Annotated in this window: 26 protein-coding genes and 2 pseudogenes; 18 read left to right on the plus strand and 10 right to left on the minus strand. The window is 69.9% G+C overall.

Annotation, left to right across the window (positions count from 1 at the left end; genetic code table 11):
• Positions 1 to 54: 54 nt before the first annotated feature.
• The 5 genes from J8M51_RS22835 to J8M51_RS22855 all read right to left on the minus strand — a co-directional run bounded on the left by J8M51_RS22835 (position 55) and on the right by J8M51_RS22855 (position 5,198).
• Positions 55 to 1,527, minus strand: coding sequence for an SCO6880 family protein (locus tag J8M51_RS22835; protein ID WP_267299428.1), 1,473 nt, complete (start codon positions 1,525 to 1,527; stop codon positions 55 to 57).
• Between the two features lie 87 nt (positions 1,528 to 1,614).
• The gene (locus J8M51_RS22840; RefSeq protein WP_086759065.1) at positions 1,615 to 2,976 is read right to left on the minus strand and encodes an SCO6881 family protein; all 1,362 of its coding nucleotides are present in this window, start codon (positions 2,974 to 2,976) and stop codon (positions 1,615 to 1,617) included.
• 18 nt (positions 2,977 to 2,994) lie between these two features.
• Positions 2,995 to 3,681 carry a hypothetical protein gene (locus J8M51_RS22845; RefSeq protein WP_086759063.1) on the minus strand — a complete coding sequence of 229 codons (687 nt, stop codon included), beginning with the start codon at positions 3,679 to 3,681 and terminating at the stop codon, positions 2,995 to 2,997.
• Positions 3,681 to 3,992 (minus strand): DUF6112 family protein, encoded by a 312-nt coding sequence (locus tag J8M51_RS22850; RefSeq protein WP_086759062.1) that lies wholly within the window; start codon positions 3,990 to 3,992, stop codon positions 3,681 to 3,683. Before J8M51_RS22850 ends, J8M51_RS22845 begins: the two co-directional genes overlap by 1 nt.
• A 99-nt stretch (positions 3,993 to 4,091) precedes the next feature.
• Complete coding sequence (locus J8M51_RS22855; RefSeq protein WP_086759060.1) at positions 4,092 to 5,198, minus strand: C40 family peptidase; 1,107 nt, start codon at positions 5,196 to 5,198, stop codon at positions 4,092 to 4,094.
• Positions 5,199 to 5,720: 522 nt separating this feature from the next.
• Between J8M51_RS22855 and J8M51_RS22860 the strand changes: the two genes are divergently transcribed.
• The 16 genes and pseudogenes from J8M51_RS22860 (at position 5,721) to J8M51_RS22935 (ending at position 16,524) form a co-directional block, all read left to right on the plus strand.
• The gene (locus J8M51_RS22860) at positions 5,721 to 6,476 is read left to right on the plus strand and encodes a DNA-methyltransferase (RefSeq protein WP_086759058.1); all 756 of its coding nucleotides are present in this window, start codon (positions 5,721 to 5,723) and stop codon (positions 6,474 to 6,476) included.
• A 161-nt stretch (positions 6,477 to 6,637) separates the two neighbouring features.
• Positions 6,638 to 7,195: a DUF4913 domain-containing protein gene (locus tag J8M51_RS22865; protein WP_267299701.1), complete on the plus strand. Its 558-nt coding sequence runs from the start codon at positions 6,638 to 6,640 to the stop codon at positions 7,193 to 7,195.
• Entirely contained in the window at positions 7,192 to 7,671 is a 480-nt protein-coding gene (locus J8M51_RS22870) for a hypothetical protein (protein ID WP_267299429.1), read from the plus strand. The genes J8M51_RS22865 and J8M51_RS22870 overlap by 4 nt, the downstream gene beginning before the upstream one ends.
• 18 nt (positions 7,672 to 7,689) lie before the next feature.
• Positions 7,690 to 8,385, plus strand: coding sequence for a hypothetical protein (locus tag J8M51_RS22875; RefSeq protein ID WP_086763290.1), 696 nt, complete (start codon positions 7,690 to 7,692; stop codon positions 8,383 to 8,385).
• 17 nt (positions 8,386 to 8,402) lie between these two features.
• The gene (locus tag J8M51_RS22880; protein WP_086763292.1) at positions 8,403 to 9,146 is read left to right on the plus strand and encodes a hypothetical protein; all 744 of its coding nucleotides are present in this window, start codon (positions 8,403 to 8,405) and stop codon (positions 9,144 to 9,146) included.
• A gap of 349 nt (positions 9,147 to 9,495) precedes the next feature.
• Positions 9,496 to 9,972 (plus strand): hypothetical protein, encoded by a 477-nt coding sequence (locus J8M51_RS22885; RefSeq protein ID WP_086763295.1) that lies wholly within the window; start codon positions 9,496 to 9,498, stop codon positions 9,970 to 9,972.
• On the plus strand, positions 9,969 to 10,412 hold the full coding sequence (locus J8M51_RS22890; protein ID WP_179203487.1) for a hypothetical protein: 444 nt from the start codon (positions 9,969 to 9,971) through the stop codon (positions 10,410 to 10,412). Before J8M51_RS22885 ends, J8M51_RS22890 begins: the two co-directional genes overlap by 4 nt.
• Positions 10,413 to 10,431: 19 nt before the next feature.
• On the plus strand, positions 10,432 to 10,845 hold the full coding sequence (locus tag J8M51_RS22895; RefSeq protein WP_086763297.1) for a hypothetical protein: 414 nt from the start codon (positions 10,432 to 10,434) through the stop codon (positions 10,843 to 10,845).
• Positions 10,846 to 10,887: 42 nt separating this feature from the next.
• The gene (locus J8M51_RS22900; RefSeq protein ID WP_086763299.1) at positions 10,888 to 11,736 is read left to right on the plus strand and encodes a winged helix-turn-helix transcriptional regulator; all 849 of its coding nucleotides are present in this window, start codon (positions 10,888 to 10,890) and stop codon (positions 11,734 to 11,736) included.
• A complete protein-coding gene (locus J8M51_RS22905; RefSeq protein ID WP_086763301.1) occupies positions 11,733 to 12,215 on the plus strand; it encodes a hypothetical protein in 483 nt (160 codons plus the stop codon). Before J8M51_RS22900 ends, J8M51_RS22905 begins: the two co-directional genes overlap by 4 nt.
• Positions 12,216 to 12,298: 83 nt before the next feature.
• Positions 12,299 to 13,435, plus strand: coding sequence for an MFS transporter (locus J8M51_RS22910; protein ID WP_267299702.1), 1,137 nt, complete (start codon positions 12,299 to 12,301; stop codon positions 13,433 to 13,435).
• A gap of 32 nt (positions 13,436 to 13,467) precedes the next feature.
• Positions 13,468 to 13,791, plus strand: a complete 324-nt coding sequence (locus tag J8M51_RS22915; protein ID WP_256964991.1) for a hypothetical protein — start codon at positions 13,468 to 13,470, stop codon at positions 13,789 to 13,791.
• Positions 13,792 to 13,843: 52 nt separating this feature from the next.
• Positions 13,844 to 14,104, plus strand: a complete 261-nt coding sequence (locus J8M51_RS22920) for a hypothetical protein (RefSeq protein ID WP_086756817.1) — start codon at positions 13,844 to 13,846, stop codon at positions 14,102 to 14,104.
• Entirely contained in the window at positions 14,101 to 15,258 is a 1,158-nt protein-coding gene (locus J8M51_RS22925; RefSeq protein WP_086756816.1) for an MFS transporter, read from the plus strand. The genes J8M51_RS22920 and J8M51_RS22925 overlap by 4 nt, the downstream gene beginning before the upstream one ends.
• Complete coding sequence (locus tag J8M51_RS22930) at positions 15,255 to 15,899, plus strand: HAD family hydrolase (protein WP_086756814.1); 645 nt, start codon at positions 15,255 to 15,257, stop codon at positions 15,897 to 15,899. The genes J8M51_RS22925 and J8M51_RS22930 overlap by 4 nt, the downstream gene beginning before the upstream one ends.
• A 138-nt stretch (positions 15,900 to 16,037) precedes the next feature.
• Positions 16,038 to 16,524: pseudogene (locus tag J8M51_RS22935) on the plus strand (hypothetical protein).
• A 286-nt stretch (positions 16,525 to 16,810) separates the two neighbouring features.
• Here the strand turns inward: J8M51_RS22935 and J8M51_RS22940 are convergent.
• Both J8M51_RS22940 and J8M51_RS22945 read right to left on the minus strand, forming a co-directional pair.
• Positions 16,811 to 17,053 carry a hypothetical protein gene (locus tag J8M51_RS22940; protein WP_086756812.1) on the minus strand — a complete coding sequence of 81 codons (243 nt, stop codon included), beginning with the start codon at positions 17,051 to 17,053 and terminating at the stop codon, positions 16,811 to 16,813.
• Between the two features lie 164 nt (positions 17,054 to 17,217).
• Complete coding sequence (locus J8M51_RS22945; protein ID WP_086756811.1) at positions 17,218 to 18,534, minus strand: hypothetical protein; 1,317 nt, start codon at positions 18,532 to 18,534, stop codon at positions 17,218 to 17,220.
• Between the two features lie 428 nt (positions 18,535 to 18,962).
• On the opposite strand from J8M51_RS22945, the gene J8M51_RS22950 reads away from it, so the two are divergent.
• Both J8M51_RS22950 and J8M51_RS22955 read left to right on the plus strand, forming a co-directional pair.
• On the plus strand, positions 18,963 to 20,879 hold the full coding sequence (locus J8M51_RS22950; protein WP_060880118.1) for a serine/threonine-protein kinase: 1,917 nt from the start codon (positions 18,963 to 18,965) through the stop codon (positions 20,877 to 20,879).
• Between the two features lie 319 nt (positions 20,880 to 21,198).
• Positions 21,199 to 21,515: pseudogene (locus J8M51_RS22955) on the plus strand (hypothetical protein); the annotation flags it as partial.
• 2 nt (positions 21,516 to 21,517) lie between these two features.
• Here J8M51_RS22955 and J8M51_RS22960 read toward each other — a convergent pair.
• From J8M51_RS22960 to J8M51_RS22970, 3 genes are all read right to left on the minus strand, one after another.
• A complete protein-coding gene (locus J8M51_RS22960) occupies positions 21,518 to 22,150 on the minus strand; it encodes a DUF2461 family protein (RefSeq protein ID WP_225615459.1) in 633 nt (210 codons plus the stop codon).
• A 225-nt stretch (positions 22,151 to 22,375) separates the two neighbouring features.
• Positions 22,376 to 23,995, minus strand: coding sequence for an ISL3 family transposase (locus J8M51_RS22965; RefSeq protein ID WP_060880117.1), 1,620 nt, complete (start codon positions 23,993 to 23,995; stop codon positions 22,376 to 22,378).
• Positions 23,996 to 24,555: 560 nt separating this feature from the next.
• Positions 24,556 to 24,921, minus strand: a complete 366-nt coding sequence (locus J8M51_RS22970; RefSeq protein ID WP_079088877.1) for a CU044_2847 family protein — start codon at positions 24,919 to 24,921, stop codon at positions 24,556 to 24,558.
• Positions 24,922 to 25,017 lie beyond the last annotated feature (96 nt).

The following is a 25,017-nucleotide window of genomic DNA, read 5'->3' on the forward strand; positions in this document are numbered from 1 at the left end:
TGGCAGGACTGTGTCGATCAGATGCGGTCGGGCGGTACCAGGCCGGACGGGTGGTCACAGTGCGGTGCGGGCCAGGGGCAGTGCGCCGAGGGTGAAGGCGTCCGGTTGTTGAAAGTTCAGGCGGCGCAGGTCGACTTGGGCGGTGACGGCGGCAGTCTCGATCTGCGCGCAGGCCGCGTCCAGGAGAGCGTCGGTCTCGGCGGAGACGGTGAGCAGACCGGTCAGGGCCACGTCGGCGTGGCCGGCGATCAGCTGTCGCTCACGCTGTTTGACGTCGGCGTACTCGACGGAGTCGGCTTCGGAATCGACCTGCCCGCGGCGGGCGCGTTCGTTGGCGTCGGCGATGATCGCGGCCTTCTTGCGCTGGACATCGCGCAGTGCGGACTCCAGCTGCTGGGGCGCGTAGATGAGGGAGAGGGTGCGCCGGACGCCGGCGGTGAACATCAGCTGGTGCAGGAACCCGGCGTGGGTTTCGGTGCGGGGCCAGTTCTCGATCCAGTAGGTGGCGTGCCGGGCGGTGTCGGTGGCGAGGCGGTCGTACTCCTCGACCTGGACGACGGGCCCGGCCGCTGCCGGGTCGGCCTCGGCGCGTCCGGAGGTGGACCATTGCTGCAGGCCGGCCAGGGCCTTGGGGTCGTAGGCGGTGCGGATGACGGCGGCGATCTCCCGCGCGGTCAGCCAGCCGGTGACCGTCAGTCCGGCGCTGCGGGCGGCCTGAGCGATGGCTGAGGTGGTCTGCTCCATGACCGTGAACGCTCCGGGAAGGCCCCCGCCGGCCTGGCTGATGAGGCGCTTGGCGGCCTTGAGGTCCAGGGAGATCGCCAGATATGCCTCGTGCGGGGCGGCGGCCGGGCCTGCGGATGCGACCAGTTCGGAGTACACCTGGCCCGCGACGGGGGTGTGTGGGTGTCCTTGGCGGGTCCAGTGGCGGGTGAGGGTGTCGCCGGAGTCGGGGACGGTGCGTTCCAGGACCTGCACGGTGGCGACGTGCCCGGTCCGGGCGATGCCCGCGAGGGCTCGGCCCCAGCCGGTGACGTTGTGGTTCTGGGTGGCGGCGTCGAGCAGGGCGAAGGCGCGGGAGGAGACGCGGGCGACGGCCGTCAGGGTCTGGCGGTGCGGGTCGTGGACGGCGGCGGCGCCGTTGGCGGAGTCGCCGGGGGTGACCACGCGTAGTGAGGCGGCGGTGCCGGGCAGGTGCAGGGTGCCGTCCTGGCGGGGGCGGGAGACGGGCCGGGCGAGCCACAGCGTCTGGCCGGTGCGGCGGCGCAGTGTGTAGCGCAGGACGATTGGCGCCCAGTCGATCAGCGGCCGGCCGTGGCGGCGCACGGCCACCAGCGCGACGACCGCAGCCCACGCGGGGGCCAGTGCGAGGGCGCCGAGGAGTCCGGTCGACACCACGGTGATCAGCAGCAGCGCCAAAGTACAGCTGACCAGGACGAGTTGGGGCAGGGTGAGGCCGAGGAGGATGCCGCGGCGGGACCGGTGGGGGAACTTCACCGTGACCGGCGCGACGGAGAGATCAGACAAAGGGGGCTGGTCCTGAGGGGCGCGGGTGGGTCCCCGGGGGCGGGAGGCGATCGGCGCCTCCCGCCCCCGAGGGGTTCGGGCGGATGGTCACGGGCCGGTCGGGGACGGCGGTGAGGATGCCGCGTTACTGGTCCCGGTGGTCTGCGAACTGGAGGACGGCGGGGTGCCTTGCGGCGGCGGGGTCGTGGTCGGTGGCGCGGACCGCCATGTGTCGGCCGGACCGGCTGTGGAGCCGCCTGCTGCCGGGCTGCCGCCGACCTGGGAGCTGGTGTCGTCGGTGACGCTGGTCGGCGGGGGCTGCACGGCCTTCTCCAGATCAGACTTGAAGTCGCCGCCAGGCGGGGCACCGGTCCCGTTGCTCGGAGAACCCTCCTGGCCTGTGTCAGCGTCGCTCGGGCCGGAAGCGATGTCGCCGGGGAAGCCGCCGTCCGCGATGGCGTCCGGGCCTTGAGGGGCCGCACCGGCGCCTGCTGCGGCGCCGCCGGTCGCGGCGGTGGCGGCCATCGCGGCTGCCTTCTTTGCGGCTCGTTCGACGTGCTGCTTGGCCAGCTGGGCACCGGCGCCGCCGGCACGGTGAAGGGACTCTCCGTCGGATCCTTCGGCTGCCCAGTGGACGAACTTGAAGGTCGCGTACGGGCAGAGCAGGACGAGGATCATGATGACGATGCCGGCGAGGACGTCGGCGAGCGCGGCCAGACCGTCCTTCGATTCGGTCTTGCCCATCGCGGCGATGCCGAGCACGAAGATGATCGTCATCAACAGCTTGGAGACGACGAGGGTGGCGGTGGCCTCGATCCAGCCCCTGCGCCAGCGGCGGGCGACTTCCCAGCCTCCGCCGGCCCCGGCGAACACGGCGAGGGTGACCATGACGAGGATGCCGACCTTGCGGACCATCATCACGCCCCAGTACAGGACAGCTCCGAGGGCTGCTCCAAGGGAGGCGAAGACGGCGACGAGCCAGCCCATCGCCGACAGTCCGGGGAGCGCGGCGACCTTGATGATGCGGCGGACGGCGGAGGCGATGTCCAGGTTCGCGGCCCTGAACAGTCCGGCGGACAGAGCGTCGACCACTTCGATGGCGACGGTGGTCAGGGCGATGGCGGCGAACGCGAAGATCACACCTGATGCGGTGCCGGTGAACGCCTGGGTGAGGGCCTGGCCGTCGCGGCGGATCGCGGCGCGGACGAGCTGGGCGCAGAACGTGGCCACCAGGACGACCAGGCCGATGGGCAGGATCGTCTCGTAGTTGTCGCGGAACCAGGCGGCGTTGAGGTCGACGCGGGTGGTGGAGTCGACTGCCGTGGCGGCGAGGTCGGCCGAGGTGGCGGCGAGTTCGCCGGCGCTCTTGGCCATCCAGTCGCCGATCGCCTTGCCGGGGTCGGAGGCGAAATCCACGGCTTCCCCGACCATGCAGACCGTACTTGCGAGAGGGAGATCACAAAACCCCATGCGGGACTCTCCTTTCGGTCAGGGGGCGACGTTCGGGGCGATGGCGACGAGCGAGCAGTCGGACGAGGGCCGGCACTGCACGGCGAGGGTGAGAGAGCGGTCCTCCGCGCCCTGGCCGCCCTTCGCCCAGCGAATCGTCTGCTTGCCGGTGACGGTCACGGCGTAGATGTACGCCTCGGTGATCGCCGAAGGATCATCGGCAAAAGCCTGCTTGAACGCACTCGGGTAATGGCCCTCGGCGACGATGGCGGCGGCGTTCTGCTGCTGATCGGCCATCCGTGCCCACAGCGCCGGGGTGGGCATCTGCGCGGAGACCGAGGCCCAGTCGCTGTACTCGCCCTCCTTCGTCATCCACGCCTGCATGCCGACGAGTTGCTGGGCGTGGCTGGTGGAGCGGGTGTCGTAGGACCAGAGCATCCCGGCGGCAGCCCTGGCGAACACGAGCGGATCGGAGACTCGCGGGGGCTGCGGTACCGACCCGTTCCCAGTGGCCGGTCGCCCGGTGTTGCCCGAGGAAGCCGGAGCGGGCGACGAGGGAGCAGGGCCGCTGGTGGAGGAGGCGTGCGGTTCGCCGCGGCCGGTGAGGTAGGCGGTCGCTGCGGCGACGGCGAGCAGGCAGGTCAGTGCGAGGGCGATCAGAGTGATGCGACGGTTCGCCGACCAGCCGGCGCCGTAACGCGACAGGGCGAAGGGCGGTTTGCGCATCAGCGGACCTGGGAGCCGAGAGCGGAGAAGAACGCGACGATGCCGTTGGCGGCACCGAGGCCGAGCGCGGCACCGGCCGCGACCACCGCGCCCTTCTTCCCGTTCGCCTCGGCCTGGTGGCCACCGCTGTGGTGGCCCCATGCCCAGACGCCGAGGGAGACGGCGAGTGCGCCGACCACGGCCACGATGCCGAACAGGTTGATGCTGTTGACCACGTTCTTCAGCACGGACAGGCCCGGCAGCCCGCCCCCCTTGGGAGAGATGCCCGGGTCGTAGGCGAGCTGGATGACGTGGTCGGCGAGGAAAGTCATGGGGATGGTGAGACTCCTTGCATGCCCAGGCCCCAAGAGGGCCTGGGCAGAGGGGAAGAACGAGAAAGAGGTGAGGGCGAGGCGCGGGAGGGGCCGGCGTCAGATGACGCGGCGCGCCGCCAGGACGGCCCAGTCCTTGATCGCGGTGATCCGGACGGGCTTGGACGTGCGCGGGGCCTCGATCACGAGGCCCTCGCCGAGGTACATGCCCACGTGCTCGGGACGGGCAGCGCTGCCGCGGCTGAAGATCAGGTCGCCGGGCTTCAGGGCCTTGGCAGAGACGGCCTTGCCCTCATTGACCTGGGTGTAGGTCGTGCGGGTGAGGGTGACACCGGCGTGCGCGTATGCCTGCTGCATCAGGCTGGAGCAGTCGCAGCGGCCCATGGGGTCCGCGCCGCGAGGGTTGGTGCAGGAGCCGCCCCACTGATACAGCGTGCCGAGCTGCTGCATCGCCCAGACGATCGCCTTCCGGGCACGAGGGTCGGTCCCTGCGGGGATCTCGTAGCCTTTCGGGACGGCGCCTTCGGGGATCCGTCCGAAGGACGAACCATCGTCCGTCGTGCATTGGGGCGCTGAAGGCGTGGCCTCGGTGTCGTCCTTGTCGGCGGAGGGGAAGGTTCCGGCGATGGCCTTCTGCAGCGCGGTCGCGAGCGGTTCCCACGGCGCGTACGCGTCCGGATACCTGGACATCTGCACGGCCTGGGCCGCCTGCGTGAGCGTCATCTGCTGCCAGCCGCTCACCTCAAGGAGCGCCTTGTAGAAGCGTTCGCTCGCGTAGACGGGGTCGCGGATCTGCTCAGGTGTGCCCCAGCCCTGCGAGGGGCGCTGCTGGAACAGACCGAGCGAGTCGAGGTCCCCAGAGGAGAGGTTGCGCAGCCTGGACTCCTGCATCGCCGTCGCGAGCGCGATGATCTGGCCCTTCTTGGGCACGTCGAGGCTGATGCCGGTGGCGACGATGGTCGCCGCGTGGGGGATCTGGATCTCGGGCAGGGCGAGGCCCTCGATGTGGACGTCCTTGCCGGAGGAACCGTCGAGGATCTCGGTCACCTGCTCGCTGACCTTGTCCGTATCGGGGCTGGACAGGCACTGGAGGGCGGAACTTGCGCCCTGGGAGGCTTCGCTGGAGGAGGCCATCAGCATCGCGGCGCCGCCGAGGAGGAACGGGCACAGGACGACGACGCCGATGCCGGCGGCGAGGGCCTTCAACCGGTGCGACCCTCTCGGGTGCCGGGGCTTTCGGGCAGGGGTGGGTGACGAGGCGTCAAGGACGTGTCCTTCGGGAAGCGGTGTCCGGAGTGCCGCGCGGCGCGGGGAGGCGTGGTGGAAGGGAACGCGGCGGCCGGTGGTGGGCGATGAGAGCGGTCCGGCGCAGGCGAGTTGCCGCTCGCCGAGCGGGCCGGAGCTGCGAGTCAGGTGTGCCGGGGCAGTGGAACCTCCGTGAGACGGGGGAGAGGGAAATGTGCCAGCGGCGGTGTGCGCCGGGCGGTTGAAAAACTGTAGGACCGGATCGCCGGTCGACCAAAAAACTGGTGTGAGGTATCGGATTCCGGCACATGGCAGACCGCTTTTTTGGCTGACCGGCGTTATCCGTCTACGGTTTTCGGACTCCCCCTTTGCTCTTCCCCGGTCTGCGGCCTTGGGCTTCTGCACGCCCAATTCCTGTCCGCGGGGTGTCTGCTGTGCGATGGGGGTTCTCCCGCACTCTCCCACCCGAATCGGGGTACCTCTTTGTCTTTTTCCCTGCATCAAGGCGACGCGCTCAGCGTTCTCGCCGGCCTCCCGGACGACTGCGTCGACTCGGTCATCACCGACCCGCCGTACAACTCCGGGGGGCGGACCGCGAAGGAGCGCACCTCCCGCAGCGCGAAGCAGAAGTACACCTCCGCCGACGCCGATCACGGCCTGGCCGATTTCACCGGCGAGAACATGGACCAGCGCTCCTACGGCTTCTGGCTCACCCAGATCATGACCGAGGCCCAGCGGCTGACGACGACGGGCGGGACGGCTCTGCTGTTCACCGACTGGCGCCAGCTTCCCGTCACCACCGACGCGATCCAGGCGGCCGGCTGGCTGTGGCGAGGGGTGCTGGCCTGGCACAAGCCGCAGGCCAGGCCCCAGAAGGGCCGGTTCACGCAGAACTGCGAGTTCATCGTCTGGGCGTCCAACGGGCCCTTGGACGCCTCCCGCAACGCCGTCTACCTGCCGGGCCTCTACAGCGCTTCGCAGCCCTCGGGCGCCAAGCGTCAGCACATCACGCAAAAGCCCGTCGAGGTGATGCGCGAGCTGGTCAAGATCTCCCCTCCCGGCGGTACCGTCCTCGACTTCTGCGCCGGGTCCGGCTCCACCGGTGTCGCCGCGCTGCTGGAAGGCCGCGACTTCATCGGAGTGGAGAAGACCAAGCACTACGCCTCCGTCGCGAATGAGCGGCTCGCGGAGACCGTCCGACAGACCCTCACCCAGGACGACGTCGTCCTGACCGCCTGAGTCAATGCCGTTTTGCTGAGCACTTCAGTTTTTCCCCGGCTTCGAGGAGGCCCGTCTTTTCCATGCCCGAATCCGTAGAACCCCACGATGATGGGGAGTTGGAGCCGATCAGGATTCCGGATACTCACCTCGAAGGAATCGAGGCACGAGTCCGGAAGCTGATGGAGCAGTCCGCCGAGCAGGCCCAGCAGCTCGACCATCTCGCCACCGGGCCGGCTCCACGCCCGTCACCGTTCGCCGCGTTCGGTATGCCGGGGCTCGGCGGACCCGCACTTTCCGTTCCGCCCGAGCCGCGCCCGATTCTGGAGCTGGAGGGGGAGGAGTACGAGGACGAACTGGACGCCCTGAGCGACTGGGTCGACGACTTCCTGATGCCGGTGTACGGGGCCGAGGTCACCACGGCGGCGCCCTGGTGCCCGCAGTGGCAGGAGCACGACGCCGTCGTGGCCTGGCTCCACGCGCTCTGGCTCGCCTACCAGCAGCACAAGGACCCCGAGGCCGGCCTGAGCGGATTGCTCGTGTGGCACCGGGACTTCCTCACCCACGCCATCACGGCGGTCCGGGCGCCCGACGGTCCGCTGTCGGCGTGCATGACCTCACCGGAACGGCCCGCACACCGGATCCTGCCCGGACCGCCGCCCTCGGCCCGCACGAAGGAGACGGGCACGGCCGGGGCGGTGACGCCGGGCTCCGGTGAGCCGGACGAGCCGACGTCATGAGCCCGGGGCAGCCGGCGTTCGGCCTCAGCTTCGATCCCCGGGCCCTGACCGACCTTCTCCAGGCCCCCGGCGACATCCGCGACCTGACCCTGTCGTATCTCCAGGAGGTGGTGAACGCCGAGCGGTTCGGCATCAAACTGACCGGTGACCTGGAGGGTCACCGCAAGCTGCTCGTGGACTCCCGCAAGGAATGGCGGGTCGTCTACACCGTGCGCCCCGCTCCGCCGACGTCCGCGCACCACCACGACATCCATGTCGTGGCCGTACGGCCACGGGCGGGCAACGACGTCTACGACACCGTCGGCCAGCGACTGGGCATGACCCGTCGGCCCCTGAGCGCCCGCACCCACGCTGCCCGCTCCCGCCCCCCACAGCTCACCGCCCGCGGGCCCGCGCCGAAGCCGGGACCGCCGCCCACCACACTGCCGGGTCTGCCACGCCCCGCCCAGGCTTCCTCGCCGCGCCACACTCGATGACACCAGGAGCACCCGCCCATGCCTGAACCCACGCCGACACCGGCCCGGCGTGCGGTCTCCCCGCTCGACCACCGCCTCGAAGCCGTCACCGGCCACGACATCGACACCCTGTGGACCTACCGCGACCGGGGCATCCTCGACGAGCCGCACGCCCACCTCGTCGACCGGCACCGGGAGCTGGCCCAGGCCCAGACCGGCGTCACCTTCCACCTCCGTCTCCTCAACCGCCTGTCCAGCGGCGAGTTCGACGTCGACGACGCCCTGTTCACGCGCATCGACCGCACCGTGGACCAGTTGGAGGAAGCCACCGCCGTACGGGACGTCGCTGCCCGGCACGTGCTCGCCGCCCTGGAACCCGTCGAGGCCGCCGCAGCGGCCTTGACATCCGGCGCGAAGCCGCTCTCGACGGACGACCATGCCGTACTGCTCGCCATCGCCGGCGGAGCCAAGCTCCACGAACACCTGCTGACCGGCCGGCTGTCCATCACCGCTGCCTCCGGCACCCGCATCCCTCACGCAAAACTCCAGCGGCTGGAGGACGCCGGGCTGGCCGTCCGGGACACCACCCACCCCGTGCACGCCGGCCAGCCGGTCGCGCTCACCGATGCCGGACGCGCCGCGCTCCTCGCCGCCCGCCGGACCCCCACCGCCCCGGCGCCGAAGGTCCCGCAGCAGCCCGGCACACCGCCCTCCACCCCGGCGCAGCGACGCTGAACCCCACCGAAAGGCCCTTGTTGTCTCCCACCGAACCGGCGCCGCCCCGCAAGCCCATCCCTCACGTCGACTTCGCCCTGGACGACTTCGCCGCCGACGAGGAGATGTACCGCGACTTCTACCGCAAGGTCGCCGTCAACGAGGACATGCTCGTCCCCCTCGCCGAACACCACAGTGGCGGGCACAGTTACTACGTCCTGTTCGACCGTACCGCCACCTGGGGCCACCCCGGCATGGCGCAGGTGCTCGCCGTCCATCTGCAACGAGACCGTGAGAAGCGGACGTTCACCTTCGACCACGCCCGCCTGCCGCTGCCCGCGATGGCACAGTCCTGGCTCATCCACCGCGGCTGCCCGCCCGACGCTGTTGGCCTCAGCCCCACGCTAGGCCCGCCGCCGGCGGACGAGGCCACGCGCGCGCTGGAGCGGCGCCTCGCTGGCGACGGCGACCGCTACGCCATGGGCTACTCGTATACGAGCGACAACCCGGACGACATGGTCACCGTCGTGGCCCTACGAGCCCCGGACGAGCGAGCCCCCTCCCCGTTCCGCGTCCTGGTGGAGGAGGTCGACACCGAAGCCTGGACCCACACCCTGCGCGAGGGCGGCTTCACCACGGTGGATGAGGCACTGCAGTGGTGCAACGACCGGCTCACCGGCGAGGCAGGCCCTCTCCCATCGGTCCGCCCGGCAACCGCGGCCGTCCGTCCGGCCGGTGCAGCACATCCCCCTGCCTCACGTCCGCCCGGCCGCTCGCGCTGAGCGCCACGGGCGACGAGAGCGGCGAAACATAACCGACGATCGCCGGTTAGCCAAACCGGCGATTCTCCGGACCCTTAAACAGCCGCCGGGGACAACCCCGCAGCGCCAATCCATGCAATCCCCATGCCTTTGCGGAGGGTTCTTCCCCATGCGCTCCACCCGAGTTGCCGTATCCGCCGCGCACTCGCACTGCCGGTCCTGTCCGCAACGCCCGTGAGCGCGGTCCCCGCAGCCGCCACCTCAATGCAAACACCCTGCCCGGAACACAGGGATCCGGCCGCGGCTGAAGTCCCGGTTACGGCCGCCCCTCACCTACCCGCATCGACCTTTCAGAACAGGAGAATTCCCTTTGTCCGACGGCATATCCGATGACGCCGAGGATGTCGTGGGCGTGCTCACCGAGCAGATCGAGCGACGCTTCGAGATGAGTATGAGCGAACTGACCGCGGCCGTTGCCGCGGCGCCGGACGCGAACCCCGCAGCCACCGACATCGTCAAGTGGCACGCGCTCCTCACCGAGTCCCAGGCGGCGCTCGACCGCGCCGAGGACGACCTCCTCGCCGTGCTCCAGACACAGCCCCGTGAGGTCGACGGCCCGACACTGGACGTTGCACACCGCGTCAATACGGCTGTGACCGCGCGGGACGGGCGTGCCCTGGTCGTGCGCTGGCTCCTCGACCCCGACGCTCCGGGCAAGACGGGCCTTGCCGCCGAACGACTGGCCCGCCTCAGTCGTGGGTCCCGTCCCGGCCCGGCTGTGCCCACCAGCGCGCCGGCCTCCCGGCCTGCGGCGGCGCCCGCCACTGGCCGAGGAGTCTTGCGGTGAGCGTGAGCGACAAGCCCTGCAGTCACGACGGCCGGCTCGGGGAAGTATTCGGCGTCCCGGTCGCTGAGCTGTACCGGATGGCCGTCGGCCCGGACGCCTCCGCCGCCCTGACCCGGGCGCTGGAGATGCGCTCGTTCCTGGCCCTGGCCGAGGAACAGGTCGCCCGGATCTGCACGCGCGTGCACGAGGCGATGGCGCCGAAGCGCGACATGGACGATCTGTCCGCAGACCAGTTGCGGATGGACGCGCAGTGGCTGGAGGCGGCGCTCAGCGCCCGCGACGGCTATCGCACCGCCCTCGACGACCTCCTGCGCACCATGCCGCCGCCCGGCCGGCGGAGCCGCCCGGTCACCACAAACCAGCAGACGATCACCACCACCCTGCCTCCCGCCACCGCCGTCCCGGCACCTCAGCGTGCCGGGACAGCCCGGGGGAGCTGACCGTGAAAGACCCCGCCGATTGCCCCACCCCACGTCCGCCCAGATCGGCTCCCGCATCGAGGAGTTGTACGGCGCGTCGCTGACCGACCTTGACGCCCACGCCCAGGACCAGCCCCCCGGCATGCTCGCCGCCCTCCTGGCCGCTCACCACGCGCTCGCCCTTGCCGAGCAGACCATCACTGTCCACCGCGAGCGCCTTGGGCAATTGGTCCATCCCGAACGGCAGATCAGCGCCTTCGAGGTGGTCCACATCGTCGACTGCGCCCGCCGCCTCTCCGAAGCCGTCGCCGTCCGCGACACCCAGGCCGTCACCACCCAAGCGGTCCTGCAGAGCCTCGGCCGCACCAACGCGCCGGCACCGCCCACCGCTTCGACGCCTTGCGCTGTTCCCGCTGCGCCTGTGCCGACGGTGAGCACTGTCCCGAGCCGCTGACCGATCGGGTCCCAGCCCTTTCTCATCCAGGAGTTCCCCCCTTTGGCCACCACCGGTCTGCCACCCGCCGTCGACGCCGACGTCGCCCGGGTCACCGAAACCCTCCACATGATCACCCCGCGCTGGAACGTGCGGATCCTGCTGGCCCTGAACGAGCCTCCGCAGCGCTACACGCAGATCGCGGCCAATCTGCCGTTTCTCCACAGCGGCCAACTGCACCCCAAGATCCGCTCGCTGTGCGACGCCGGCCTCATCGAGCGCACCGAGCACTCCGCCCACCACGTCACCTACCATCTCGCCCAGCGGGGCCGTCAACTCCTGCCGGTGTTGGCGGCAATCGCCGCCTGGGCCGAGGAGCACCTGGAGAAGCCGGAGCAGCCGCTGTCCGCGATCGAGCAGATCGAGGACAGCCTCACCCTCCTCACCCGCCGACAGGCCCCCGCGATCCTGTGGGTGCTCAAGGCACGCCAGGAAGCCAGCGCCCGGGCCCTGGCCAGCATCGTCATCCCCGACGGCTACTGGACCAGCATCTACCCGCCGCTGCGCCAGCTCATCGACGACGGCCTGGTGGTGACCGCGGGCAAGGGCCGGCCCTACCGTCTCTCGCCGGGCGGCGACGGACTCGGTCATGTCTTCGGCGCGCTGTCGATGTGGGCAGCTGGACGACCCGTGGACAAAGCGGCGCGGCACCCGCTGTGGGGCCGACCGGAACCCAGCGCCACGACCCCTGCGGGGAGGTGGATCAGCCACCAGAGCCGTCCTGCGGCCCGCTCCGCCCGTCCGGCACCCTCCGAGCGCCGCCCCACCTGGCAGTCGGGCGACCTGTTCTCCCACTCCACGCCCGCTCGTCCGACACCGGCTCTGCCGGCGGCCTCTGGAGTCCGCCGATGATGCCCGTACTTTCTCTCCGGCAGGTGCAGGCCGCGAGCATGGAGCTGTCCTCGGCCGGGCTGATTCGCCTGGTGAGCGAGATCGACGACCACGGGGCCATCCCGCCCCGCACGCTGGCGTGCACGCTCGCCGATCTCACCCGGGCCCAGATCCGGGAGGCGATCGGGCATGCGGACCGGCTGGGGCTCCTGGACCGCTCGCCTGCCGGACTCGGGCTCACCCCCGCCGGAAGGGACCTCGCCGACCTCTACGACGCCACCGCCCGCTGGGCCCGGCGCCACAACCACCCGGCACCGCTCTGTGACTTCGCCGAGCGGATCCGCCATACCCTCGCCGTGCTGGCGGAGACATCCGCGGACCCTCGCCCCACCGAGGGCGAGGCTGATGCCGAGTTCGGCCGTGTCCAGCGGCTGCTCGCCGAGTGGATCCGCACGCACCGGCCCCGGCAGGTCTGCGGCGATCCCGGCATGGCCGCGTGACGCCGGACGCCGTGGCCCTTTCGGCGGCCGGTCTCAGACGCCGGATCTATCTGCCCCGAGGGGCGGATGCCGCCGCGTTCGCGATGACCACCTACGGCATCCCCCTGCTCGTCCTGGCCATCACCGGCTCGGCGGCCCTGACCGGACTGGCCTTCGCGCTGGAGTGGCTCCCGCGCATCGGGGCGTTCACCGTGGCCGGCACGCTCGTCGACCGCTACGGCACGGCACTCATCTTCCGTGCCGCCTGCCTCGCGCGGGCCCTGGCCGTGCTCGCCGCCGTCGTCGTCCTCACTGCCCTGGACGCTGGAACGACGGCGGCGACGGTCACGGTGATGCTGCTCGCCGCTACGAGCGGGGTCCTCACCGAGTTCAGTTTCGTCGCGGCGGAAACCGCCGGAGCCGAGGCGAGCCGGATGGCCGGGGACGGGGCGCACCGGGTGCAGTCCGTGCTGATCGGGATCGACCAGACCGCCACCCTGGCCGGACCGGCGGTCTCCGGGCTGCTGCTGGAGCACGGCGGACCGGCCGCCATGCTCGGTGCCCTCGCGGGCCTGTCGCTCCTCGCCGCCGCTCTCGGCCCCCGCACGGGCATGGCGCCGGTCGGCGTGGCTGCCATGCGGGGGCTGCGGGCGGGCTGGGCGACACTGGGTTCGCTGCCGCACCTTGCCTGGCTGGTGGGCGCACTGGTCGTCTCCAACACCGCGATCGCGCTCCTGCACGCGGCCGTCCCGGTCGTCATCGTCACCGAGCTGGACCACTCCAGCGCGGATGCCGGACTCATCTGGTCCGCCGCAGCCGTCGCCTCCCTGCTCGCCATCACCGCATCCCGCCGCGCCATCGACCGATGGGGGCTGTGGCCGGTCGGCGCCGTCGCCGCAACCCTCGCAGCCGCAGCGACGTTCGCCGTCGCCCACGCCGACACCTACCGCGGCTACCTGCTGCTGATCGCCGTCGTGATGGCCGGCGAGGGGAGCCTCACGGTCGTCCTGCGCACCCTGCGCTCCCGCCTGATCCCACCCGAGGCGTTCGCCAGCACCCTCGCCGTGACGATCCTGCTGCTCCTGCTGCCCTTCCCCGCCGCCGGCCTGCTCGTCGCCGCCGTCCCGCCCGCCCAGCTCGGGCACGCCCTCACCATCGCCGCCGCCGCCCAGGCCCTCGGCTTCGCGGTCGCCTTCGCCCGCCTGCGCACCCTGCCCCCGCCACCCACCTCACCGGCCTGACCCACCCCGGTACGAGAGGACCCTTCACGCTCATGCCCACCCTCACGCAGCCCGCACTGCCCTGCCGTGACCTCCCGCACCACGATGCGCGGCCCACGATCACCCAGCAGTTCCATGCCTTCGACGCCGGCCACCCCTGGGTGTACCGGGCCCTGGAACAGCTCGTTGTCCAGCGCCTTGCGACCGGTGCGACACGGGTCGGCATGAAGGCCCTGTTCGAGGCCCTGCGCTGGCGCCACCCGCACGGCGTCAAGGGCCTCAACAACAACTACACCGCCCTCTACGCCAGACGGCTGCTCGACGCGCACCCGCAGTGGGCCAGCGTCATCGAGGTTCGCCGTCGGCGCAGTACGTGACCACCGGCCCGCATACCCCGGACCTCCGCCAGATCATTTGAGGAGCCCTGTTTTGTCCGACCGCCCTGTCGTTCTCACCGTGGCCGGCATGGGAGCCGAGGCATATCGCCGCTATGGCCTTGAGTCCATGGCCGCCGCCCGTGACGTCGTCTTGATCACCGGTGATGAGCCCTCGTGGGAAGTGCCGTTCATCCGGGACCGCGTGGTCGTGCCCGACCCCACCGGCCAGTCGGCACTGTCCGCCGCCGGCCGGACCTTCGACGTGGTACCCCATCAGGTGGGCCGGGACACGGGGACGGATCTGCTCGGATGAAGACGGCACCCGTGACTATCCGCCGCAGCCGCGTCCTGCTGACCGGCTACTTCTTCGGTCTCGGCGTGGTGATGGCCATCTTCGGCGCCCGGATGCCGGCCGTTCAGCAGGCCGCCCACCTGAGCACCGCCCGCCTCGCCTTGGTGCTGCTGGCCGCCGCGCTCGGCATGGTCGCCGGACTCCAGGCCGCGGGCCGACTCGCCCGGCCGGAGCGCCTTCCAGCACTGCTCACCTCGGGCGCCACCAGCCTCGCCGGATGCCTCGCCCTCCTGGGCCAAGGCGACACACTGCCGATGCTGCTCACCGCCGCCCTCGCGTTCGGTATCGCGCACGGTGTCCTGGACGTGGCCGTCAACTCCGCCGCAGTGCGCTGCCAGAACGCCGCCGGCAGACCCATCATGTCCTCCCTCCACGCCGCCTACTCCATCGGCGCGCTCGCGGGAGCCGCACTGGCCGCCGCCACCGCCCACACCACGCACAGCACCCTCTTCCTCGCCACCGGCCTCGCCCTCACCTGCGCCACGCTCGCAGCCGCCACCGCGACCCGATCCCTGGACGGCTCCGATGAACCGCCCGAATCGGCGGGCCTTCCACCGAGCCGGACGCGGCCGGCACTTTCCTCCACACGACTGTGGCTGCTGGGCGCCCTGGCGGCCTCGTGCCTGCTGGGAGAGGGAGCGGCAGCCGACTGGGCCGCCGTCCACCTGCACAGCCTGGATGCATCGACGGCCGTCAGCGCAACGGCGTTCGCGCTCTACAGCGCGGCGATGGCGCTCGGACGGCTCACCGGCGACCGGCTCACCGCAGCTTTCGGCACCCCCGCGGTTGTACGGGCCGGCGGGATCCTCGCCGCAGCCGGACTCACCGCCGGCGTCGTCACCACCAGCACGCCGGCGGCCCTGACCGGCTGGGCCCTGTTCGGGCTCGGCCTGTCCATCACCGTGCCCTGCCTGATCACGGCCGCAGGCGTCGGTGGCCCTCGGGCCGTGGCCACGGTCTCCGTCACCGGCTACCTCGGCCTGCTCGCCGGACCCGCCCTCATCGGCGCCCTCGCCACCCTCACCACCTTGTCCACGGCACTGCTGCTGCCCGCCCTCCTCGCCGCAACCGTCGCCGCCCTCGCCCCCAAAGCCCTGGAGAAACCCACCCCGTGACCCACACATCCACCTCCCCGACCGGCGTGGACGCCGTGATCCTCGACTACAACGGCGTCATCGGCCTCCAGCCCAGTACGGCCATGTGGACCCGCCTCGCCGACCTCGCCGAATGGCCCGACGGACACCTCCCCTCCTTCCAGACAGTCTTCTGGCACGCCCGTGACCGCTACGACGCGGGCGAACTGAGCGACCTCGCCTACTGGGCCACCGTGCTCGGACACCACCCCGGCCCACGCTGGCTGCGCACCCTGCGCGACGCCGACACCGCCATGTGGACCCGCACCGACCCACACGTCCTTGACACCCTGTACCGCGCCCGCGCCGCCGGGCTGCCGATGGTGCTGCTCTCCAACGCGCCCGCCCACCTCAGCAACGTCCTGGACGTTACCGACTGGCGGCGCGAGCTGATGGACGACGCCCTCTACTCGGCCCGCCTGGGCCTGTGCAAGCCGCATCCGGCCGCGTACGAACACGCCCTGGCCGCCACCGGCGTCACCAACCCCGAACGCGTGCTGTTCGTCGACGACCGCGACGACAACTGCCAGGCCGCCGCCGACCTGGGCCTGCGCACGCTCCACTACACCGGCCAGCCCACCGACCTGGCCGAACAGTTGCTCCCCGCCCTCACCGGTTCCTGAGCACGCGCCCTGCCGCTCATCGCCCAGCCGTGCTCCCCGCAGCCAGCGTCCCGCGCTGGAGCACGACGCCCCGCCCGGCGGCCCTGCCCGGTCCGTGCCGATAGACCCGGGCCGACCCCTCTACTGGAGACCTCTTCTTTGTCTCTCCAAGCCCGCGAGTTCTTCGCTGAGTTGTGCCTCCCGTTTCGCGTCCATGCCGTCGTGGGCGACACGTACTACGCCACCCCGATCCCGGGTACGCCCCTGCGGCTGCGGATCGACTTCAATGCCACCATCCACGCGGACACCTACGGCGGCCTGCGCTTGGCGGTCCTCCACCCGGACCGGGGCGAGATCGACGCGGTCGCACTCGTTCGTGGAGCACGGCACTTTCCACCGCCGCGACGAAGCGGCCAGCACGCGCCCCAACACCAAGCGGTACGGCACCTTCGACACGTACCGCCGCCCCGGGCGGCCCCCGTGGGACGGAGCCGTCACCACCGGGTTGCGCGACGCCATCGAGCAGTACACCGCCATCTGGTTCCCCGGCGCCTGGACCGCGAACACACCGAGCCGAGCCGCCGGCCGAACCAGGCACACGGCCCCCGCTACGACTACCTCCCGCAGCGGTGCCCGCGCCCGCTGAAGAGCGCCCACACCGCAGCCCCTGACGTACCGCACCCTTCAGCAGGAGCCCTGGCGCGACCGCCTCGAAGACCCCGGCCGGGTTCCTCACCGACACCGGTGCCGATGCCAGCCTGCGGCTCGTCGGCGGCGCAGGAATCCTTGTCGCGAGCGGTATCGGAGTGTGCGTGGCCGTCCGCTTTCACCGCGGCGACGAGAACACACCGGCCGGTGAAGACTGACACAACCGCATCAACCTGATGCCAGAGCCCGCGAGTCGTACCGACTCGCGGGCCCTTCGTGTTGCCCTATCCGGCCCAACCGATCTCGCGTACCTCGATGGCCCCGTCGTGCGGCATGTACTGGATCCAGCAGCGTGCCGAGAACGCTTCCCGGATCTCCTCGACACTGCCGGGATCCCGTACGTCCGGCCACGCGGCCGGTGCCAGGCGCACAAGCTCGACGAGTTCCAGGACCTCGCGCCGTGCGTCCGCGGACAGTTCTCCCATCACGTCGGACGCCAGTTCCTCCACCACTACCCCGCACCTCATCGTGCACCCCCGTACTTGTGATCGTTTCGCAGCACCGTACGGCGTAGTCCACACCCGTGCATCAGCCTGTGGATAACCCCTGTCAGGGTCCGTTCAACGGATGCGGAACGGTGAAGGGGCGATGTCCGGGCGAGGACGTCCACGGCGGATGCCCGGAGTGGTCGTCATGTTGATGCGGCCACCGACCTGGGGGCCATGATGTCAGCGAAGGGGGTACGAACGTCTGGCACCGCCACAGGGGTGATGTCGGCGCCGGCGGTCTGCGCGGCTCGGAGGACGGTGGCGAGGTCTCCACGGGCGATGGTTTCCACAGAACACTGCCCGCACTCCTTGGACTGGGAGTGTCTGTTTGCCGCGGAAGACAGGGCGCGCACGTGGGCGAGTACCTCGTGGGGCCCGTCGGCGCGGATCGCGTACCAGGCCCCCTGTTGCTCCGGTGTGTGGAGCGCTGCGCCAACGCCTGGGTACATCGGCAGGTGGATCCGGCCGCCGTGGACACGGATCACGAAGATCTGGTCGAGCGTGTCGCAGCAGTCCGGCTCGGGCCCATCCCTCTCGAACCAGGCGATCGCCTCCGCGCGGCTGCCGGGACCCCACAGGTACTGCGCGGGGTAGCGGGTGGTGGCGTTGCGGGCGTCGTACTCCATCAGGTGGGGATCCTCACGCTCGCCGGGCCAGAAGACCGCTCGTGCCAGCACATAGGTGAAGTCGTCATCCTCTTCCGGCTGTTGGTGGACGAGGTACGCGGCGTGCGCGGCGTGCACGGTGGTGCTGTTCCAGCTGATGGCGACTACGTCGCGGGTGATCGGCGCCGGGTAGAGGCGGCCTCCCGGGGTGGAGTGCCCCCACAGATGGTTGATGATCTCCGCGAGGTCGGACAGGTCTCGGTAGGCGTCGACGGGGCTGAGGAGATGGAATGTGCCGTGGGCCGTCAGGTTCCGCAGTGCCTTCTGGGCCCGCTCGATGCCACGGTTGCGCTGGCCGCGCAACAGGCCCTCGCGTCGTGCCCACAGCAGCAGGCCGTCGAGCATTCCGTTGAACCCGGTCCAGGCGCGCGAACTGCCCATACGGATCTTGGATCCGTCGGCCTTCCTGTACTGCTCGAAGAAGTCCGGGTAGGTGGTGCAGGTGATCTCCTGCTCTATCTGCGAGCGGCCCCGAACAGTGATCGTGCCACCGTGGTGGGCGACAAACCGATCCCGTAGCGCCTGTTCGAGGGTCAGCTTGGCGACGTCCGCGACCAGCGTGAAAAGTTCGTAGCACAACAGGCCCTGGCTGTAACAGGTGCGCAGTTGCTGGAACTTCTGCAGGGTTGCCTCCGCCACGTCATCGGCCAGCACCAGATTGGAGATCAGTCGCTGTTGGTGTTCGGCTGCGTCTTCGGGGCGCATGGCTCCGCCCAGGCCGAAAGGCGTGAAGTGCAGCACGCGGCGGTCCACGGCCTGGAGTTCTGCGAGGATCTGGCTGCCGGTCATCGCCATGGGTCGGCCCTTCTGACGCGAATGTGGCGAACGCAGCAGCATCGGGCTTCAACGCGGCTTGACGCAAGCCGGTATTCCCCGCCTGTAGGTTCTCGTCGCTCGTGTCCTACGGCGAGGCTGTGACCAGCGGCTTCTCGCGGTGTCTCACGCCGTGGCCAGCCGCTCAATCTCACAGCTGTGTCCAAATCCTCGGCCTTTGCCACAGAGGGCACGGCGCTGACCTGCGGACTCTCATTGCTGGCCACCGAGTGGCCACGGTTCGTGTGAAGTGGCCACGGGTTCTGGGAACCTACACCGCTGTGGGATCTCATTGCGCTCGGCATGCACCAATGCTGTGACCTGCCGATCTCGGCTCTGTCTCACACCGGTGGCCATGCTTCTGTCTCAGGAGCGTGGCCATTTCCTAGGTCGGTTCTGACGCGGGAACTATGCCGGGCGTCCGGTGCGCCTTCTGGGAGCCGTGGGCGGGCGGTCATGGGTACGCTTCCGGACGGGTGGGCCGGGACTTGGGGGGTGCTGTGCGGGCAGGCGAGCAGGTGGCGGGGAGATATGCCCTGGTGGAACAGATCGGCCGCGGAGGCATGGGGGAGGTGTGGAAGGCCCACGACCTGGAATCGCGTGCGTTCGTGGCCGTGAAGCTGTTGCTGGCCGAGGTGGGGGACGAGGAGGCTGTGGCCCGGTTCCGCCGCGAGGCCCGGATCGGTGCGCGGATACGGCACCCGGGAGTCGTCCCCGTGTACGACGCGGGTCAGGACGCGGGGCAGCCGTTCATCGTCATGGAACTCCTAGAGGGCTCGGACCTGAGTTCGCTGCTCGACCGGACGCCCGGGGGCCTGCCTCTGCACGAGGCCGTGCACTTGGCCTTGGAGATTTCCGAAATACTCGCTGCCGCGCACGAGGAAGGCGTCGTGCACCGGGACCTCAAGCCCGAGAACCTCTTCCGCGAGGCCGACGGACGCGTGAGGATCTGCGACTTCGGCATCGCCCGAACCGCCGACTCGACCACCGGCCTAACGGTGACAGGACAGGCTTTCGGTACCCCGGCATACATGGCTCCCGAACAGTGGAGCGGCGCCCAGGTCGATGCCCGCTGCGATCTGTACGCCTTCGGGTGCGTGCTCTACACGCTGCTCACCGGGTCCCCGCCCTTCAGCGGTCACCCGCACTTCCTGATGCGGCAGCACTTGGAGGTCACGGCACCTCCACTACGGAGCCGGCGCGCCGATACCCCCTTCGAACTGGACAGGCTCGTAGCCGCGCTGCTGCAGAAGGACCCGGCACGGCGCCCGGATTCAGCGCGGGAGGTGTCGGCGGTGCTGTCGCGGATCCGGAACCTGCCCGGCGGGATCCTCCCCGTGGCCCAGGCGCTCGGCGGCCACCCGATCGAGGGCCCACTCGTGGCCGGGCTCCTGGCGCGGGTCAGGACCTCGACGGAAATCTTCACTCTCGCCCAAGCGGCCTATCTGGCGACCCGGGTGAGTCCCGGGCTCGCCCTGGAGCTGGTGGAGGCCGCCGAGTCACGGATGTGGGAGCTGGAATCCGATCCGGCAGCCTTCATGGCCGCGCTCCGCGAGGTATCCCTGTGCTGGAACACTTTGGCGCCGCGACGGGTGTCGAGCCTGGTGGCCGCAGCGACGGAACGGTTCGGCCACATCCAGTGGTTCGCGCGCAAGGTCTCCGAGTTGCCGAGGTTCGACATGAACCGCGAGATGGCAGCGGTCCGGCGTCGTCCGCCCGGGAAGGAGGCCGACCAGGCGTGGGCCAAGCTGATGATCTGTATCGGGGACACCAAGCTGGCCATGTCCTGGCTGGGCAGAATCTCGGATCCGGTCGCACGCGAGCAGGCCCTGATCCATATCGCCGAGAACGCGTCGGACAGGGACATGGACGAGGCCATGAGGACGCTCTCCATGCTCTCCTTCCAGTGGGCCTTCATCCAGGGCCTGGCCGCCATTTCGTTCCGCCGGGGAACCCATTGGTCCGATCCGGCCGGGGCCGGACACTTCCTGGAATGCGCCCGCAAGGAAGAGGCCGCTTACCTCCCTGAGTCCGAGCCCGACCAGGAAGACGGCCGGGCCCTCATGTCCAGCGCCATCGAGCGCGCCGACCGGTGGGTCCGCCTACATGAAAGAGATGTCCACCGGCGGGCCCCGCTCGACGGAACCACTGCGCGTGCCCGGGGAGCAGCGATCCCCAACCCGCCTGTCAGCCACCAGGTGCTGCTGGACTTGGCGTACGAATGCTTCGGAAGACCCCTCCCGGGCCCGTTCGGCACCGAGCTGATTGACGCCGTGAGCACACGTGCGCCCGTTCCGCTGGAGCTCTTGGACACCATCACCGCGTAACTTTCCGGAGCAGGTGCGGATGGCCTATCTCGTCGAAGAGCTCCTAGCAAGGCTGTTGGAGGCTCCACCAGAGGTTCGAGCGTGTGTCGGCCCTTGCTTCGAGCACCAACACGTGGGCGACAGAGAGGGTGTCGCAGATCCCACAGTTGTGTAGGTCTCGCGCTTCGCTGCATACGCCGAGGCTGTGATCTGCGACTTCTCGCGGTGTCTCACGCTGCTTCATCTGCGGTTGTCTCGGCTCGCGGCGCATCCCCGCCCACATTTGCTGAGGCCGCTCCGGACGGGCAGATCGCTGACCTGCGGTGTCTCACGGCCCGCTATCACCCGGGACGGCTGTGCGGTCGGCTGTGTGGGGGTGCCGTACGGCGGGAATGCGGAGGTCGTTCTGCCGCCGGATGTTCGACCGCAACATCACGTTACGCGGGGGCATCGCCCCGGTCCGCGCCCGCATTCCCAAACTCCCGCCGGATGCGTTGTCCGGGGCCCGTCTTCGACGGTGCCGTCCCCCTGGCCGAGATGCCGGACGGTTCTCGGGCGATGGACGACCGGTCGGCGCTGAAAGTGCGCATCACCGTCAGATTGCGGGGGCCGGCCGCACGGGTGTGGTTCCTCCCATGCCGCGTGGCGCCCTCGTGATGTCAGGCGGCGCGCTTCACGTGGCGGACCAGCCACATCAGCAGGGCGTCTAGGTCGGCGGCGGCCGAGAGGACCCGGTCGACCGCCTCGGGGGTGTGCAGCCACTCCTCGCAGCCGAGTGGACGGGCGGCGATCAGTGAACGGTGGCGCAGCAGGTTCGCACGGGAGTGGTCCGTCGGATAGCCGCGCGGGGGGCGTTTCATCACGTCCCCGGAGATGTCGTAGCCCTTCTTCCGCACGTCCTCGACGATGGCGGACAGTTCGCGGCCGCTCCTCTCGGAGGCCACTGCTTTGCGGAACATGTCCACCTGGCCGGGGTCGGGGTACCACCAGGCGCCTTGGATCCGCAGGCCGTCCAGGGAGAACCGGAGACCGATCTCGATCTTGCGGCCGAGCCGGATCACCGCGCCCTGGTGCTGCCACCACCAGGAGTCGGTGCGGTAGTGCCAGACGGAGAAGTCCTCGTACCGGGGGTCGGTGTCCGCGACCTCGTTGAGCAGGGTGATCATCGGCTGCCGGACCATGCGTTCGCGGTCCGCGCGGTAGCGCTCGCGGGTCGCGTGGGTCGGTTCGCCCTGGAGCTGCCATAACACGTCCATGGCCTGCTCCGGCCAGCCGGTGAACTGTCCGCGCATGCGCGCAGATTAGCTCACCCGTGATCCGCGCGCGCCGAGAGTGAGAAGGGCAGGGAGGCGTAACCCCAGACAAGGTGGGAGGTGCTGCGGCGGGGCTCACCGGCGAATTCGATGTGCCGTGCGCGGTGGGCGACGTCGAGAAGCACGGAGAGTGTCGGCGACGCTTGAAATGTGGCTCTGGATCACTTTCGGTGCTCGGGCCACGGAGGGTTACCGAACCCGCGATCATGAACGGCCTCGCGCGGCGAGGAGGACGCGTTTGCGGAGTAGGTCGAAGTTGGCTCGGCCGAACATCTGCCGCTTCAGCATCTTGATCTTGTTGTTGTGACCTTCGACGGCGCCGGAGCTGTAGCGGAGGCTGAGGCCGGCGACGACGGCGTCGAGGTCCTGGCCGAGGCCGGTGACGAAGGTGTGCAGGGCCGGCAGGTCATCGGCCTGGACGCCGGCGATCCACCGGTCGAGGTGTTTGCCTTGGCGGTCGTTCATCAACTCGGCGAATGCGCGGACGTGGTGGGAGGTTCGGTCGAGCGCGGGGCAGCGGGTCAGGATCGTTTTGAGCTGCTGGGCCTGGTCGTCGGTGAGGCGGTCGGGGTGGCGGGTGAGCCAGCTGGTCACGTCCCGGGTGGACGGTGCTTTGCGGGGCGGGTTGTGCGGGAAGTTCTCGCGGAGCTTGGCCACGTACTTCTTCACGACGCTCTCGCCGCCGGTGTAGCCGCGCTCGCGGACTTCCTCGAACAGGCGGCGGGCGACGGTGCAGCCCTCGTCCCACCGCCGGTGCAGGTGGGGCTTGTAGGGGTCGAGGATGCTGGTGCGGCCGGTCCACCGGCCGACCAGGAGCTCGTCCGGGTCCGCGGCGCCTGCGAAGCGGCGGACCGTGTTGCGGGCCAGCCCGAGCTGGCGGGCGATCGCGCGCAGTCCGACGCCTTGGTCGAGGAGAGCGTGGACCGCCGTGTGCTGTTCACGGACGCGGTCGGAGAGCCGGCCGGTTGTCCGCGGCCCGGTGGGAGGGGACGGTTCGAGGTTCGTGTTCTCCATGTCCGCGGCGACCCTGGTAGTGGAGGGGGCGTGCGGTTCCCGCAGCAGAGCTCGGTGCTGGACGACCGTCTTCTCGACGGCCTCGGCCAGGTTCGACCAGATGTGCCATCGGTCCGCGACGTGGATGGCGTTCGGGGCGCCGAGCCGTCCGGCCTCGGCATAGGCCGTGGAGCGGTCTCTGCAGATCACCTCGACGCCGGGATGCTCGGCGAGCCACCGGGCGACTGTCGACGTCGTCCGGTCCGGCAGCAGGTCGATGGGCTGGTGGGTTTCGATGTCGATCAGGATCGTGCCGTAGTTGTGGCCCTTGCGGAGCGCGAAGTCGTCCACCCCGAGCACCCGCGGTGTCGAGGTCTGGGGCTCCGGCAGGCGGCGGATCAACCGCAGCAGCGTCGACCTGCTCACCCCAGCCGCCAGAGCCTGAGACAAGCGGGCGCCGGGGCGGCCGGCCAGCATTACCGCCACGCGCTCCAGCACCCTCTGCAGGCCGGTGCTGCGTCTGCCGTGGCGAACCGTCAGTCCGTCGACCTGCTCGGCAAACGTCGCCTGTCTGCAGGAACGTTGACCACAGCGGAAACGCCGCACCTGTAACTCGATCAGCACCCGGCGCCCGCCGACCGCGCTGTCGGCGAGCCGACGTACGTATCGGCTGTGCACCCGGGACGAACGTGTCCCGCACGCCGGACACACGGCCCGCTCGGCAGCAGCCCGGGCCCGCACTGCCACCAAATCGCCGTCAGGCACGACGTTTTCGATCACGACACCTTCGACCTGGTGGAACCACAGGTCCTGGAGGAGGACATCAACCACGGCCGTTCATGATCGCGGGTTCGGTAACCCTCCGTGGCCCGAGCACCGAAAGTGATCCAGAGCCACTTTTCAGCCGTCGCCGACAGGAGAGTGCAGCCGATATGAAGCGGGTGGTGAGATTGTGCAGCCGAACTTGAGATCCCACACGCTGTTGTAGGATCTCGCGGCTCGTGTCATAGCGTCGTGTCTCTGACCTGGGCGTTCCGCAGGCGTCTCACGCCATGTCACCCGTCGGTTGTCTCAGCTTCTGTGTCATTTCCTCAGCTCTCCTATCCGGTGCGAGCCGCTGACCTGCGACATGGCATCCGCGTGAGATCGCGGCGGAGAAAAATGGCACGGAGGCTGAGCCCCTACAACAGCTGTAGGTTCTCATTCGGAATGTCCTGTTCCGATGGGGCGACCTGCGTTTCTCCTGACTGTCTCATTCGGGGGCCACGGCACTCTGTCTTACGATCTCGTCTTTTGAGTTCGCCTCGTTGCCCACTACCGGGTTGGCCAGGAACGGTGCAGTGTGCCGAGGGGCGCAGCATGCGCCCCCCGGGGACGAGCCCAGCGGACCGTCACGCCCCGGGTTTCCAGGTGGCGGTGACCGTAAGATGCGCCTGCCCACTGCCGTTCACGATTCCCAGTTTCAGATCCTGCCCGAGCTGCACGCCGAAGGTCACGGCGACCTCGGTGGGTGGTGTGGGCCCGGCGTTCACTGCGTCGTGCACCTCTTGGACCAGGGAGCCGAGCGGCTTGAGTGTGGTACGCAGCACGTCGGTGGCGATGGCAGCAACTGCCTCTCCGCGTCGGGCCACAGGGATAGGCGGGCCGAGGCCATCCGGGAAGTCCTCCTCCTGGCCAAGGTGGCCTTCTCCTGCTCCTGAGACCAAGAACCGGACGGTCGTGCCGTCGTCGAGCGGGAATTCCTGTGCACCGGTCATGGGCATGATTGTGCAGAACGAGCGTGCAGAGGTTGGGCCGTACGCTACTCGGTTACAAGATCGTGGCAGTCGGGGTTCGCTCCTGTGCGGCCCACG

It is taken from the genome of Streptomyces griseiscabiei (genome assembly GCF_020010925.1).
In the GTDB taxonomy this organism is placed as follows: Bacteria; Actinomycetota; Actinomycetes; order Streptomycetales; family Streptomycetaceae; genus Streptomyces; species Streptomyces griseiscabiei.